Raw genomic sequence first — 13,380 nt, 5'->3', positions numbered from 1 at the left:
AACTCCAGGGCCGCGGGCGAGTTCTCGACGGCCAGCACGCGCGCGTCGGGCCACCGCGCGGCGCAACGCCACCGGGACGCGGGTCGAGATACTGGACGCGGACGTCACCGCGCCCGGCCTGCTGCCCGAACTCGACGGCCGGGTCGACCTGCTGGTGTCGAACCCGCCCTACATCCCCGAGGCCGCGGTCCTGGAACCCGAAGTGGCCGAACATGATCCCGTCACCGCATTGTTCGGCGGCCCCGACGGTATGTCGGTGATCCGGCCGATCGTCACACTCGCCGCCCGGTGGTTGCGCGATGGTGCGTCCTGCGCCGTCGAGCACGACGACACCACCTCCGAACTGTCGGTCGGGGCCTTCGTCGACGACGGTCACTTCACCGAGGTCACCGCGCGCCGCGACCTGGCCGGACGACCCCGCTTTGTGACGGCGACGAGGATTGGGAGAAGCTGAGTTGATGCGCGCACCGACCGGGGAGCCGACATGACGATCTTCGACTGCACCGACGCTGATCAGCGTGCGACCGGCATCGCCTCGGCGATCAGCGCGGTGAAGGGCGGCCGATTGGTCGTGATGCCGACCGACACCGTGTACGGGATCGGTGCGGATGCCTTCGATCGCGACGCGGTCGGCAGTCTGCTCGCGGCCAAAGGCCGTGGCCGCAACATGCCGGTCGGTGTGTTCGTCGGCTCGTGGAACACCATCGACGGTCTGGTCTACTCGGTGCCGCCGGCCGCCCGCGAATTGATCAGGGCATTCTGGCCGGGCGCGCTGAGCCTGATCGTCACGCAGGCACCGTCGCTGCAGTGGGACCTCGGGGACGCCAACGGCAACGTCATGCTCCGGATGCCGATGCACCCGGTGGCCATCGAACTCCTGCGGGAGGTCGGCCCCATGGCCCAGTCCAGTGCCAACGTGTCGGGTCAGCCGGCCGCGGTGACCGCAGCGCAGGCCCACGAGCAACTCGGCGACAAGGTGGAGGTCTACCTCGACGGCGGGCCCGCCGAGCAACAGGCCGCGTCCACCATCGTCGACCTCACCGGCGTCCAGCCACGCATCCTGCGCGCCGGTCCGATCAGCGCGGCGGACATCGCCAGGGTCGTCGGCGTGGAAATCTCCACGCTCACAACAACACCTACGGAGTGATCTCAGCTTGCTGCAGTACGGTTCATCGGTGATGTCGGCCGGTGACGCAGTGATCCCCGCGGTCAATTCCGGGCTTCTCGCTCTGTCGGACCGAGGTGCCGGTGTTCCGCTGCGTGAGTTGGCGCTCGTCGGCCTGACCGCCGCGATCATCACGTACTTCGCCACCGGCTGGGTGCGGGTGCTGGCCATCCGGGTCGGCGCCGTCGCCTACCCACGGGAACGCGATGTCCACGTACAGCCGATACCGCGGATGGGCGGGTTGGCGATGTATATCGGGGTCGCCGCCGCGGTGCTGCTGGCTTCCCAACTACCGGCACTCACGCGGGGTTTCGTCTATTCCACCGGTATGCCCGCGGTCGTGGTCGCAGGTGGGCTCATCATGGCCATCGGGCTGATCGACGACCGCTGGGGGCTGGACGCCCTGACCAAATTCGCCGGCCAGATCACCGCGGCGAGCGTGCTGGTCACGATGGGTGTGGCCTGGAGCGTGCTCTACATCCCGTTCGGGGGAGTGGGCACCATCGTGCTCGACCAGGTGTCCTCGATCCTGCTGACGCTCGCCCTGACGGTGTCGATCGTCAACGCGATGAACTTCGTCGACGGACTCGACGGTCTGGCCGCCGGGCTGGGACTCATCACGGCCCTGGCCATCTGCATCTTCTCTGTCGGGCTGTTGCGCGACCACGGCGGCGACGTACTGTTCTATCCGCCCGCGGTGATCTCGGTGGTGCTGGCGGGCGCCTGTCTGGGCTTTCTGCCGCACAACTTCCACCGGGCCAAGATCTTCATGGGCGATTCGGGATCGATGCTGATCGGCCTGATGTTGGGTGCGGCGTCGACGACCGCCGCCGGGCCGATCTCGCAGAACGCCTACGGTGCCCGCGACGTTTTCGCGCTGATGTCGCCGTTCCTGCTGGTGATCGCCGTGATGTTGGTGCCTGCACTGGACACGTTGCTGGCCATCGTGCGTCGCACCCGGGCAGGCCGGAGTCCGCTCAGCCCCGACAAGATGCATCTGCATCACCGACTGCTGCAGATCGGGCACTCGCATCGCCGCGCCGTGCTGTTGATCTACCTATGGGTGGGCATCATCGCTTTCGGTGCCGCAGCGACGATTTTCTTCGATCCCCGCTACACCGGAGCGGTCGTCGCGGCCGCCATCGTGGTGGCGATCGTGGTGACACTGATACCCCTGTTGCAACGTGGGAATGAAGCGTCCGAAGACGAGCACGAAGCGAAGTACGACAAAAAGTAGTAGGCCACGTTTAGGGGTGCCTACCATGTGTTAGGGTGCTGCCAGAACCCGAAAAACCTCGCGGGTTGCCGGCCCGGCCCCTCGGTTCGACGAACCGTCAGGTGCCGATCAACGACCGACAAAGGGAGCTACCCCGTGGGTGAATCGAGCCCGCCCGCCGCCCTCCGATATTCTCGTCGGGCGCGCACAGGGTTTTGCCAGGGGGCAGCAACCGTTGGCATCTCCGAGGGTGCGGCGTTTCGTGACAGCGGGATTGGGGTGAATCAGTGACGACACCAGCGCAGAACGCGCCGTTGGTGTTCCCGTCGGTGGCTTTCCGGCCACTGCGTCTACTGATTGTTTGCGTCGTCCTCACCGGGCTGGCCGTCGGGGCGGCCGGTTACATCGGACACATTTTCTTCGGCGTCTTCTTCGGTGTCGGCCTGGTCCTCGGCTTGATCAACGCCCTGCTGGTGCGTCGGGCCGTCGAGGCGATCACGGCCGAGGATCACCCGCTCAAGAAGAAGATGGCCGTGAACTCCGCGACGCGGCTGCTGATCATCACTGCGATCGCACTCGGCATCGCACTTTTCTTCAAGAAGCACGACGGCATCGCGGTGCTGTTCGGGCTGGCTATTTTCCAGGCTCTGCTGGTGATGAGCACCAGCATCCCCGTGCTGCGGAAGATCCGCTCCAACGGCCTGGATGTCTTGGATACGGAATCGAAGGGTTGAGCTGACCTATATGACTCAGACGACGACCGTGCTCGCCGCCGAAGAGGGTGGCGCCGCCATCCACGTCGGCCACCACACGATGGTGTTCGAGCTGTTCGGGATGACGTTCAACGGCGACACCATCCTGGCCACCGCGGTCACCGCGGTGATCGTGATCGCGCTGGCGTTCGTCCTGCGGGCCAAGGTCACCTCGACCGGGGTGCCGGGCGGTGTGCAGCTGTTCTGGGAGGCCTTGACCATCCAGATGCGCCAGCAGATCGAGGGCTCGATCGGTATGAAGGTCGCACCCTTCGTGCTGCCCCTGTCGGTGACGATCTTCGTGTTCATCCTGATCTCCAACTGGCTCGCGGTGCTGCCGCTGCAGTACGGGGGCGCGGACGGCGCGGCTGCCGAGTGGTACAAGCCGCCGGCCTCCGACATCAACTTCGTGCTGGCGCTCGCACTGTTCGTGTTCCTCGCCTACCACGCCGCCGGTATCTGGCGCCGCGGCATCATCGGCCACCCGGTCAAGGTGATCAAGGGTCACGTCGCGTTCCTGGCTCCGATCAACATCGTCGAAGAGATCGCCAAGCCGATCTCGCTGGCCCTCCGTCTTTTCGGCAACATCTTCGCCGGCGGCATCCTGGTCGCGCTGATCGCGATGTTCCCCTGGTACATCCAGTGGGCACCCAATGCGATCTGGAAGACCTTCGACCTGTTCGTCGGCCTGATTCAGGCATTCATCTTCTCGCTGTTGACGATCCTGTACTTCAGCCAGTCGATGGAGCTGGACCACGAGGACCATTGAGCTCACTGATCCACATATCTGATCCCTACAACTGCAGCACACGAACCTCTGGCGGCACAGCCACCAGTTATCAAGGAGGATAAAAGGAATGGAACTCGACCCCAACGCCCTCATCACGGCCGGCGCGCTGATCGGTGGCGGTTTGATCATGGGCGGCGGCGCCATCGGCGCTGGTATCGGTGACGGTATCGCGGGTAACGCGCTGATCTCGGGCATCGCCCGGCAGCCCGAGGCCCAGGGCCGGCTGTTCACCCCGTTCTTCATCACCGTCGGTCTGGTGGAGGCCGCGTACTTCATCAACCTGGCCTTCATGGCGCTGTTCGTCTTCGCCACCCCGGGCCTGCAGTAGTCCATCAGCATGGGTGAACTCGGTTCGACTGTCCTGGCGGACAGCATCAACATCCTGGCTTCAAGCCAGGCAGCGGCGGAAGGCGGTGGGGGCCAGAGCAACTTCCTGGTCCCCAACGGCACCTTCTTCGCCGTGCTGATCATTTTCCTGATCACACTTGCTGTGATCGCGAAATGGGTTGTGCCACCGGTCGGCAAGGTACTGGCAGAGCGTGAAGCGATGCTGGCGAAGACCGCCGCCGACAACCGGAAGTCGGCCGAGCAGGTGGCCGCGGCACAGGCCGACTACAACGAGGCGATGGCCGGGGCTCGCACCCAGGCATCGGCGATCCGTGACGAGGCCCGCGCCGCGGGTCGCGAGGTGGTCGACGCCAAGCGTGCCGAGGCCAGCTCCGAAGTGGCCGAAACCGTGCGCGAGGCCGATGAGCAGCTTGCTGCCCAGGGCGCCGGTGTGCGGTCGGGACTGGAGTCTTCGGTGGACGGACTCTCGAAGACCCTGGCCAGCCGAATTTTGGGCGTCGACGTGAAATCAGGTGGGACGCAGTAGATGTCGATATTTATCGGACAGCTGATCGGCTTTGCCGTCATCGCATTCATCATCATCAAGTGGGTTGTGCCGCCGGTGCGGAACCTGATGCAGAAGCAGCAGGAAGCCGTGCGGGTCGCGCTCGCCGAGAGCGCCGATGCGGCCAAGAAGCTCGCCGAAGCCGATGACATGCATGCCAAGGCACTCGCCGACGCCAAGGCCGAATCGACCAAGGTGACCGACGAGGCCGCGCAGGACTCCGAGCGGATCACCGCTCAGCTGGCCGAGCAGGCCGGCACCGAGGCCGAGCGGATCAAGGCCCAAGGCGCTCAGCAGGTTCAGCTGATGCGCCAGCAGCTCATCCGCCAGCTGCGTACCGGTCTCGGATCGGAGTCGGTGGCCAAGGCCGACGCACTGGTCCGGGCACACGTCGCCGACCCGGCCGCACAGGCGGCCACCGTCGACCGGTTCTTGGCCGAGCTGGACCAGATGGCGCCATCGGCAGTGGTGATCGACACCGCGGCCACGTCCAAGCTGCGCGCGGCCAGCCGCGAGTCGCTGGCGGTCGTGGTCGGGAAGTTCGACTCCGTCGCCGACGGTCTGGACGCCGACGGGCTGACCACGCTGGCCGAGGAACTGGCCTCCGTCGCCAGGCTTCTGCTTTCGGAGTCGACGCTGAACCGGCATCTGGCCGAGCCGACCGACGAGAACGGCGCCAAGGCCGAGCTGGTCGATCGTCTGCTGTCGGGCAAGGTCGGCAACACCACACTGGACGTGCTGCGGACTGCGGTCTCGCAGCGCTGGTCGACCGAAGGGAACCTGGTCGACGCCATTGAACACACCGCACGTCTGGCGCTGCTCAAGCGCGCCGAGATCGCCGGTGAGGTCGACGAGGTGGAGGACCAGCTGTTCCGGTTCGGCCGCCTGCTCGACGCCGAGCCCAAACTCTCGGCCCTGCTCAGTGACTACACCGCCCCGGTCGACGGACGAGTCGCCCTGCTGGACAAGGTCCTCGGCGGTAACGCGAGTGGGAACGGGACGGCGGCGGCGCTGCTGACCCAGACTGTGGGACTGCTGCGCGGTGAGCGTGCCGACGAGGCCGTCATCGATCTCGCCGAACTCGCAGTCGCCCGCCGCGGCGAAGTGGTTGCTCATGTGACCGCCGCGGCTGACCTGACCGATGCTCAGCGGACCCGGCTGTCGGAGGTGCTCACCCGCATCTACGGACACCCGGTGTCAGTGCAGTTGCACGTCGACCCGGAACTGCTCGGTGGTCTGTCGATCACCGTCGGTGACGAAGTGATCGACGGCTCCATCGCATCCCGTCTGGCCGCCGCTGCGACACAGCTGCCGGACTGATAACCCCCACGAACCACCCCAAGAACAAGGTAGGAAGACGAAAAACCATGGCAGAGTTGACAATCTCGGCTGCTGATATCGAAGGTGCCATCGAGGACTACGTATCCTCGTTTTCCGCCGACACCGAGCGCGAAGAGATCGGCACCGTCGTCGACGCCGGTGACGGCATCGCTCACGTCGAGGGCCTGCCCTCGGTCATGACCCAGGAGCTCCTCGAGTTCCCGGGCGGTGTGTTGGGTGTGGCGCTCAACCTCGACGAGCACAGCGTCGGCGCCGTCATCCTGGGTGAGTTCGAGAAGATCGAAGAAGGCCAGCAGGTCAAGCGCACCGGCGAGGTGCTCTCGGTGCCCGTCGGCGACGCGTTCCTCGGTCGCGTCGTCAACCCGCTCGGTCAGCCGATCGACGGCCAGGGCGACATCGAGTCCGAGGAGCGGCGCGCACTCGAGCTGCAGGCCCCTTCGGTGGTGCAGCGCCAGGGCGTGTCCGAGCCGCTGCAGACCGGTATCAAGGCCATCGACGCCATGACCCCGATCGGCCGTGGCCAGCGTCAGCTGATCATCGGTGACCGCAAGACCGGCAAGACCGCGGTCTGCGTCGACACCATCCTCAACCAGCGTGAGGCCTGGGAGACCGGCGACCCCAAGCAGCAGGTGCGCTGCGTGTACGTCGCGATCGGTCAGAAGGGCACCACCATCGCCAGCGTGAAGCGGGCGTTGGAAGAGGGCGGCGCGATGGAGTACACCACCATCGTCGCGGCCCCCGCCTCCGATCCGGCCGGCTTCAAGTGGCTGGCGCCCTACACCGGTTCGGCCATCGGCCAGCACTGGATGTACGACGGCAAGCACGTGCTGATCGTCTTCGACGACCTCTCGAAGCAGGCCGACGCCTACCGCGCCATCTCGCTGCTGCTGCGCCGCCCGCCGGGCCGCGAGGCATTCCCCGGCGATGTCTTCTACCTGCACTCCCGCCTGCTGGAGCGTTGCGCAAAGCTGTCCGACGAACTGGGCGGTGGTTCGATGACGGGTCTGCCGATCATCGAGACCAAGGCCAACGACATCTCGGCGTTCATCCCGACCAACGTCATCTCGATCACCGACGGCCAGTGCTTCCTGGAGTCCGACCTGTTCAACCAGGGTGTGCGCCCGGCTGTGAACGTCGGTGTGTCGGTGTCCCGTGTCGGTGGCGCCGCGCAGATCAAGGCGATGAAGGAAGTAGCAGGAAGTCTCCGCCTGGATCTGTCGCAGTACCGCGAGCTGGAGGCCTTCGCGGCCTTCGCCTCGGATCTGGATGCGGCCTCGAAGGCTCAGCTGGACCGCGGTGTCCGCCTGGTCGAGTTGCTCAAGCAGGCGCAGTACAGCCCGCTGGCGGTCGAGGATCAGGTCGTCTCGATCTTCCTCGGTACCCAGGGTCACCTGGATTCGGTCCCGGCCGAAGACGTCACCCGCTTCGTCGACGAGCTGCTGGAGCATGTCAAGGCCAGCCACTCCGACATCCTCAAGGGCATCAAGGAGACCAAGAAGCTCTCCGAGGAGAACGAAGAGAAGCTGGTCTCGGTCATCAACGAGTTCAAGAAGGGCTTCGCCGCCACCGACGGCAGCTCCGTGGTCGTGAAGGACGCAGAGGCCGAAGCCTTGAATCCTGATGACCTGGAGAAGGAATCGGTCAAGGTCCGCAAGCCGGCTCCGAAGAAGGCCTAGGTAACCAATGGCAGCCACACTTCGCGAGCTACGCGGGCGTATCCGCTCCGCTTCGTCGATCAAGAAGATCACGAAGGCGCAGGAGCTGATCGCCACGTCGCGGATCGCCAAGGCGCAGGCCCGGGTCGATGCGGCCCGGCCCTACTCCACCGAGATCACCAACATGCTCACCGAGCTTGCGGGTGCCAGCGCGCTGGACCACCCACTGCTCGTTCAGCGGGAGAATCCCAAGCGGGCCGGTGTGCTCGTGGTGTCCTCGGACCGCGGTCTCTGCGGCGGTTACAACGCCAACGTGCTGCGCCGGGCCGAAGAACTCTTCTCGCTGCTGCGGGAAGAGGGTAAGGAGCCGGTGCTCTACGTCGTCGGTCGAAAGGCCTTGGGTTACTACAGCTTCCGCCAGCGTGCGGTCGTCGAGTCTTGGACCGGCTTCTCGGAGCGTCCTGAGTACAGCAACGCCAAGGAGATCGCCGACACCCTGGTGACGGCGTTCATGTCCGGTGCCGACGACGAAGGCGACGATGCGGGAGCCGACGGCGTTCTGGGCGTCGACGAACTGCACATCGTCTCCACCGAATTCCGGTCGATGCTCTCGCAGACCGCAGTGGCGCATCGGATCGCACCGCTGGTCGTCGAGTACGTCGGCGAGCCGGAAACCGGTCCGCACACGCTGTATTCGTTCGAGCCGAATGCCGAGGACCTGTTCGACGCGCTGCTGCCGCGCTACATCGCCACCCGCGTGTACGCGGCGCTGCTGGAGGCGGCGGCCTCGGAGTCGGCTTCGCGCCGGCGCGCCATGAAGTCGGCCACCGACAACGCCGACGATCTGATCAAGGCACTCACGCTCGCGGCCAACCGCGAACGTCAGGCGCAGATCACCCAGGAAATCAGCGAGATCGTGGGCGGCGCGAACGCGCTGGCCGACGCGCGCTAGCCGGACCAAAGACGAAAGCCTCGTAGGAAAGCGAAGAGAGAATGACTGCTACTGCAGAGAAGACCGCGGGCCGCGTAGTCCGCATCACCGGCCCGGTGGTGGATATTGAATTCCCGCGCGGTGCCGTGCCCGAGCTGTTCAACGCGCTGCACGCCGACATCACCTACGGCGCGCTCGCCAAGACCCTGACGCTCGAGGTTGCCCAGCACCTCGGCGACAACCTGGTGCGCTGCATCTCCATGCAGCCCACCGATGGCCTGGTGCGTGGCACCGACGTCCGCGACACCGGCGCCTCGATCTCCGTGCCGGTCGGCGACGGCGTCAAGGGCCACGTGTTCAACGCCCTCGGTGACTGCCTCGACGAGCCCGGCTACGGCAAGGACTTCGACCACTGGTCGATCCACCGCAAGCCGCCGGCATTCGCCGACCTGGAGCCCCGCACCGAGATGCTGGAGACCGGTCTGAAGGTCGTCGACCTGCTCACGCCGTACGTGCGTGGCGGCAAGATCGCCCTGTTCGGTGGCGCCGGTGTGGGTAAGACGGTTCTGATCCAGGAGATGATCAACCGTATCGCCCGCAACTTCGGTGGTACCTCGGTGTTCGCCGGCGTGGGTGAGCGCACCCGTGAGGGCAACGACCTGTGGGTCGAGCTCGCCGACGCCAACGTGCTGAAGGACACCGCGTTGGTGTTCGGTCAGATGGACGAGCCGCCAGGCACCCGTATGCGCGTCGCCCTGTCGGCCCTGACCATGGCCGAGTACTTCCGCGACGAGCAGAACCAGGACGTGCTGCTCTTCATCGACAACATCTTCCGGTTCACCCAGGCCGGTTCCGAGGTTTCGACCCTGCTGGGTCGTATGCCTTCGGCCGTGGGTTACCAGCCGACGCTGGCCGACGAGATGGGTGAGCTGCAGGAGCGCATCACCTCGACCCGTGGTCGCTCCATCACCTCGATGCAGGCCGTGTACGTGCCCGCCGACGACTACACCGACCCGGCGCCGGCCACCACGTTCGCCCACCTGGACGCCACCACCGAGCTTTCGCGTGCGGTGTTCTCCAAGGGCATCTTCCCCGCTGTGGACCCGCTGGCCTCGTCCTCGACGATCCTGCACCCCAGCGTCGTCGGCGACGAGCACTACCGCGTCGCCCAGGAAGTCATCCGCATCCTGCAGCGCTACAAGGATCTCCAGGACATCATCGCCATCCTCGGTATCGACGAGCTGTCGGAAGAGGACAAGGTGCTGGTGTACCGCGCCCGTAAGATCGAGCGCTTCCTGAGCCAGAACATGATGGCGGCCGAGCAGTTCACCGGCCAGCCGGGTTCGACCGTGCCGCTCAAGGAGACCATCGAGGCCTTCGACAAGCTGGCCAAGGGCGAGTTCGATCACCTGCCCGAGCAGGCGTTCTTCCTCATCGGCGGTCTGGACGACCTGGCGAAGAAGGCCGAAAGCCTCGGCGCCAAGCTGTGATGAAGCCGTTCGGAAACAGGGAGGTGGTGTGACATGGCTGATTTGAACGTCGAGATCGTTGCCGTCGAGCGTGAGCTCTGGTCCGGCACCGCTACGTTCGTCTTCACCCGGACCACCGCTGGTGAGATCGGCATCCTGCCGCGACACATCCCGTTGGTCGCCGAGCTCGTCGACGACGCCATGGTGCGGGTCGAGCGTGAAGGCGAAGACGATCTGCGGATCGCCGTCGACGGCGGTTTCCTGTCGGTGACCGAGGAGACGGTTCGCATCCTGGTGGAGAACGCTCAGTTCGAATCCGAGATCGACGCGGATTCCGCCAAGCGGGATGCGGAGTCCGACGACGAGCAGACAGCGGCATGGGGTCGGGCGCGCCTGCGCGCTCTCGGCCAGATCGACTGACGACAGAGACGACAGATGAGCGCGCCCATGATTGTCATGGTCGCGCTCGTCTGCGTTCTGCTACTGGCGGTCGGAGCGTTGAGTTACCGATTGTGGAAGTTGCGTCAGGTTGGCGGGACGGCAGCCATCCTGCGTGACTTCCCCGCCGAGGGCGGCAGTGGCTGGCGCCACGGAGTGATGCGCTACCGCGGTGGGGAGGCCGGGTTCTACCGGCTGTCCAGCATGCGGTGGTGGCCTGACCGACGGTTGAGCCGGCGGGGGCTGGAAGTGGTGTCGCGCCGCCTCCCACGTGGCGATGAGTTCGACATCATGACCGATCAGATCGCGATTCTGGAGCTGCGCGATACCAGCCCCGAACGCCGCCAAGGCTATGAGATCGCGCTGGACCGGGGCGCGCTCACGGCGTTCACCTCCTGGCTTGAGTCGCGGCCGTCACCGCGAGCTCGCCGCCGCAATTACTGAAACTATTTCTCGGTTCCGCCGCCTGGCTTCCACAGGACGTCGCCCTCCGGGTTCGCGACCCGCGACAGGATGAACAACAGATCCGACAGCCGGTTGAGGTACTTCGCGGGCAGCACGCTGACCGACTCACCGTGCTCATCCACCGCGATCCACGCCGACCGTTCAGCTCGGCGAGCCACCGTCCGGGCGACATGGAGCAGGGCGGACAGGGGACTGCCGCCGGGCAGGATGAACGAGTTCAGGGCAGGCAGTGCCTCGTTGAACTCGTCGCACCACTTCTCCAGGCGGTCGATGTAGGCCTGGGAAATCCGCAACGGTGGGTACTCGGGGTTCTCGACGACGGGGGTGGACAGGTCGGCGCCCGCGTCGAACAGGTCGTTCTGAATTTGGCGCAATACCGCCCGGATTTGCTGATCGGGTTCGCCCAGGGCTACTGCGACGCCGATGGAGGCGTTGACTTCGTCACAGTCGGCGTAGGCCGCCAACCTCGAATCATTCTTGGAAACCCTGCTGAAATCACTCAGCCCGGTCGTGCCGTCGTCGCCGGTGCGGGTATAGATACGGGTGAGATGAACAGCCATAGCTGAACCGTACCGGGCTTCAGGACAAGCTCGCCGGGCTCGGCGGATCTGTCCGAGCAGGCGGAAACTCGACGGCAGGCTGTCTACACTGACCGGCGTGAGCGAGCGTTTCTTGGTGACCGGAGGAAACCGGTTATCAGGCGAAGTTGCTGTCGGTGGGGCAAAGAACAGCGTGCTGAAACTGATGGCGGCCTCATTGCTGGCCGAGGGCACCAGCACGATCACCAATTGCCCCGACATCCTGGACGTACCGCTGATGGCGGAGGTGCTGAGGGGGTTGGGTGCGACGGTCGAGCTGGACGGTGACACCGTCCGGATCACGTCGCCCGACGAACCCAAGTACGACGCGGATTTCGCGGCGGTCCGCCAGTTCCGCGCCTCGGTCTGCGTGCTGGGACCACTCGTCGGCCGCTGCAAGAAAGCCAAGGTCGCGCTGCCCGGCGGTGACGCGATCGGCTCGCGGCCGCTGGACATGCACCAAGCGGGCTTACGGCAGCTGGGCGCGACCTGCAACATCGAGCATGGCTGCGTGGTGGCAGAGGCCGATCATCTGCGGGGTGCCGAGATCCAACTGGAGTTCCCGTCAGTGGGGGCGACCGAGAACATCCTGATGGCCGCCGTACTGGCTGAAGGTGTCACCACGATCCACAATGCGGCGCGCGAGCCCGACATCGTTGACATCTGCGCGATGCTCAACCAGATGGGCGCCAAGGTCAGCGGAGCCGGGACGTCGACGCTGACGATCACCGGCGTCGACCGGCTCTACCCCACGCAACACCGGGTGATCGGTGACCGGATCGTGGCGGCCACCTGGGGGATAGCGGCGGCGATGACGCGCGGGGACATCTCGGTGACCGGCGTGGACCCGCAACACCTGCAGCTGGTCCTGCACAAGCTGCACGACGCCGGCGCCACCGTGACCCAGAACGACGACGGTTTCCGGGTGGTCCAGTACGAGCGTCCCAAAGCGGTGAACGTGGCGACGCTGCCATTCCCGGGTTTCCCGACCGACCTGCAGCCGATGGCGATCGGCCTTGCCGCGGTGGCCGACGGCACATCGATGATCACCGAGAACGTGTTCGAAGCCAGGTTCCGGTTCGTCGAGGAGATGATCCGGTTGGGTGCCGACGCGCGGACCGACGGCCATCACGCGGTGGTGCGGGGGATCCCGCAGCTGTCGAGCGCTCCGGTGTGGTCTTCGGATATCCGGGCCGGCGCCGGCCTGGTGCTCGCCGGCTTGGTCGCCGACGGTGAAACCGAGGTTCACGACGTGTTCCACATCGACCGCGGATACCCGTTGTTCGTGGAAAACCTGTTGAGCCTCGGAGCGGAGATCGAACGAGTAGGCTCGTAAGCAGCACGTCCGAGCCTGTCTTTCAGCCTCGAAATCGCGCTGACCAGCCGATTTGACCTTGTAGGCAGGCTCGCGCTAATCTTTTGAAGTCGCCGCGGAGCGGGGAAAACCCCCGGGGCCAGAGCGACTTGACAAGCCAGCTGAGAACGTACTAAGCTGGCGAGGTTGCCTCAGACCGGATGAAATAAGCCAGGATGAAGCAACTTGACTTGCCAGCAAGATTCAAATTAAGCTGGTGGGGTTGCCCCAAAACAGGGTGACAAAGCAGAAAAGCCTGTTGTTTGAGAACTCAATAGTGTGTTTGGTGGTTTTTGTTTGTTGTTTTTGGCCACGCTCTTTTTCCCGTTTAGGG

Annotated in this window: 15 protein-coding genes; 14 read left to right on the top strand and 1 reads right to left on the bottom strand. The window is 65.3% G+C overall.

The features are described from left to right. The 13 genes from A5779_RS18170 to A5779_RS18110 form a co-directional block, all read left to right on the top strand. The coding region (locus A5779_RS18170) for a class I SAM-dependent methyltransferase (RefSeq protein ID WP_461786799.1) at positions 1-454 on the top strand (454 nt) is incomplete at its 5' end. Positions 455-484: 30 nt separating this feature from the next. Next, positions 485-1,147, top strand: a complete 663-nt coding sequence (locus tag A5779_RS18165) for an L-threonylcarbamoyladenylate synthase (RefSeq protein ID WP_064884255.1) — start codon at positions 485-487, stop codon at positions 1,145-1,147. A 7-nt stretch (positions 1,148-1,154) separates the two neighbouring features. Further along, entirely contained in the window at positions 1,155-2,402 is a 1,248-nt protein-coding gene (locus A5779_RS18160; RefSeq protein ID WP_082940060.1) for a glycosyltransferase family 4 protein, read from the top strand. Between the two features lie 266 nt (positions 2,403-2,668). Then, positions 2,669-3,115 carry an ATP synthase subunit I gene (locus tag A5779_RS18155; RefSeq protein ID WP_064884251.1) on the top strand — a complete coding sequence of 149 codons (447 nt, stop codon included), beginning with the start codon at positions 2,669-2,671 and terminating at the stop codon, positions 3,113-3,115. Positions 3,116-3,125: 10 nt separating this feature from the next. Next, entirely contained in the window at positions 3,126-3,902 is a 777-nt protein-coding gene (gene atpB, locus A5779_RS18150; RefSeq protein WP_055116170.1) for a F0F1 ATP synthase subunit A, read from the top strand. An 88-nt stretch (positions 3,903-3,990) separates the two neighbouring features. Further along, a complete protein-coding gene (locus A5779_RS18145) occupies positions 3,991-4,251 on the top strand; it encodes a F0F1 ATP synthase subunit C (RefSeq protein ID WP_003888102.1) in 261 nt (86 codons plus the stop codon). 9 nt (positions 4,252-4,260) lie between these two features. Next, on the top strand, positions 4,261-4,797 hold the full coding sequence (locus tag A5779_RS18140) for a F0F1 ATP synthase subunit B (RefSeq protein WP_064884249.1): 537 nt from the start codon (positions 4,261-4,263) through the stop codon (positions 4,795-4,797). Continuing rightward, positions 4,798-6,135 carry a F0F1 ATP synthase subunit B/delta gene (locus A5779_RS18135; protein WP_064884247.1) on the top strand — a complete coding sequence of 446 codons (1,338 nt, stop codon included), beginning with the start codon at positions 4,798-4,800 and terminating at the stop codon, positions 6,133-6,135. It abuts the gene before it with no gap. Between the two features lie 47 nt (positions 6,136-6,182). Next, on the top strand, positions 6,183-7,832 hold the full coding sequence (gene atpA, locus A5779_RS18130) for a F0F1 ATP synthase subunit alpha (protein WP_064884245.1): 1,650 nt from the start codon (positions 6,183-6,185) through the stop codon (positions 7,830-7,832). 7 nt (positions 7,833-7,839) lie between these two features. Then, positions 7,840-8,763, top strand: coding sequence for a F0F1 ATP synthase subunit gamma (locus A5779_RS18125; RefSeq protein WP_064884243.1), 924 nt, complete (start codon positions 7,840-7,842; stop codon positions 8,761-8,763). Between the two features lie 41 nt (positions 8,764-8,804). Beyond that, the gene (atpD, locus tag A5779_RS18120; protein WP_044519623.1) at positions 8,805-10,232 is read left to right on the top strand and encodes a F0F1 ATP synthase subunit beta; all 1,428 of its coding nucleotides are present in this window, start codon (positions 8,805-8,807) and stop codon (positions 10,230-10,232) included. Positions 10,233-10,265: 33 nt separating this feature from the next. After that, positions 10,266-10,631: a F0F1 ATP synthase subunit epsilon gene (locus A5779_RS18115; protein ID WP_044519622.1), complete on the top strand. Its 366-nt coding sequence runs from the start codon at positions 10,266-10,268 to the stop codon at positions 10,629-10,631. Positions 10,632-10,646: 15 nt separating this feature from the next. Then, positions 10,647-11,093, top strand: a complete 447-nt coding sequence (locus A5779_RS18110; protein WP_064884241.1) for a DUF2550 domain-containing protein — start codon at positions 10,647-10,649, stop codon at positions 11,091-11,093. Positions 11,094-11,095: 2 nt separating this feature from the next. On the opposite strand, the gene A5779_RS18105 is transcribed toward A5779_RS18110, so the two are convergent. Next, complete coding sequence (locus A5779_RS18105; protein WP_064884237.1) at positions 11,096-11,674, bottom strand: cob(I)yrinic acid a,c-diamide adenosyltransferase; 579 nt, start codon at positions 11,672-11,674, stop codon at positions 11,096-11,098. A 97-nt stretch (positions 11,675-11,771) separates the two neighbouring features. On the opposite strand from A5779_RS18105, the gene murA reads away from it, so the two are divergent. Next, on the top strand, positions 11,772-13,028 hold the full coding sequence (gene murA, locus A5779_RS18100) for a UDP-N-acetylglucosamine 1-carboxyvinyltransferase (protein ID WP_054602914.1): 1,257 nt from the start codon (positions 11,772-11,774) through the stop codon (positions 13,026-13,028). Positions 13,029-13,380 lie beyond the last annotated feature (352 nt).

This window comes from Mycolicibacterium peregrinum (assembly GCF_001665625.1).
GTDB classification, from domain to species: domain Bacteria; phylum Actinomycetota; class Actinomycetes; order Mycobacteriales; family Mycobacteriaceae; genus Mycobacterium; species Mycobacterium peregrinum_B.
Note: the sequence above shows the minus strand (reverse complement) of the source record. Positions and strands in the feature narration are given on the sequence as shown.

Coding starts and splice junctions, on each gene's coding strand:
- A5779_RS18165 (WP_064884255.1), top strand. CDS start 485: ATGACGATCTTCGACTGCACCGACGCTGATCAGCGTGCGACCGGCATC.
- atpB (WP_055116170.1), top strand. CDS start 3,126: ATGACTCAGACGACGACCGTGCTCGCCGCCGAAGAGGGTGGCGCCGCC.
- A5779_RS18145 (WP_003888102.1), top strand. CDS start 3,991: ATGGAACTCGACCCCAACGCCCTCATCACGGCCGGCGCGCTGATCGGT.
- A5779_RS18140 (WP_064884249.1), top strand. CDS start 4,261: ATGGGTGAACTCGGTTCGACTGTCCTGGCGGACAGCATCAACATCCTG.
- A5779_RS18135 (WP_064884247.1), top strand. CDS start 4,798: ATGTCGATATTTATCGGACAGCTGATCGGCTTTGCCGTCATCGCATTC.
- atpA (WP_064884245.1), top strand. CDS start 6,183: ATGGCAGAGTTGACAATCTCGGCTGCTGATATCGAAGGTGCCATCGAG.
- A5779_RS18125 (WP_064884243.1), top strand. CDS start 7,840: ATGGCAGCCACACTTCGCGAGCTACGCGGGCGTATCCGCTCCGCTTCG.
- atpD (WP_044519623.1), top strand. CDS start 8,805: ATGACTGCTACTGCAGAGAAGACCGCGGGCCGCGTAGTCCGCATCACC.
- A5779_RS18115 (WP_044519622.1), top strand. CDS start 10,266: ATGGCTGATTTGAACGTCGAGATCGTTGCCGTCGAGCGTGAGCTCTGG.
- A5779_RS18110 (WP_064884241.1), top strand. CDS start 10,647: ATGAGCGCGCCCATGATTGTCATGGTCGCGCTCGTCTGCGTTCTGCTA.
- A5779_RS18105 (WP_064884237.1), bottom strand. CDS start 11,674: ATGGCTGTTCATCTCACCCGTATCTATACCCGCACCGGCGACGACGGC.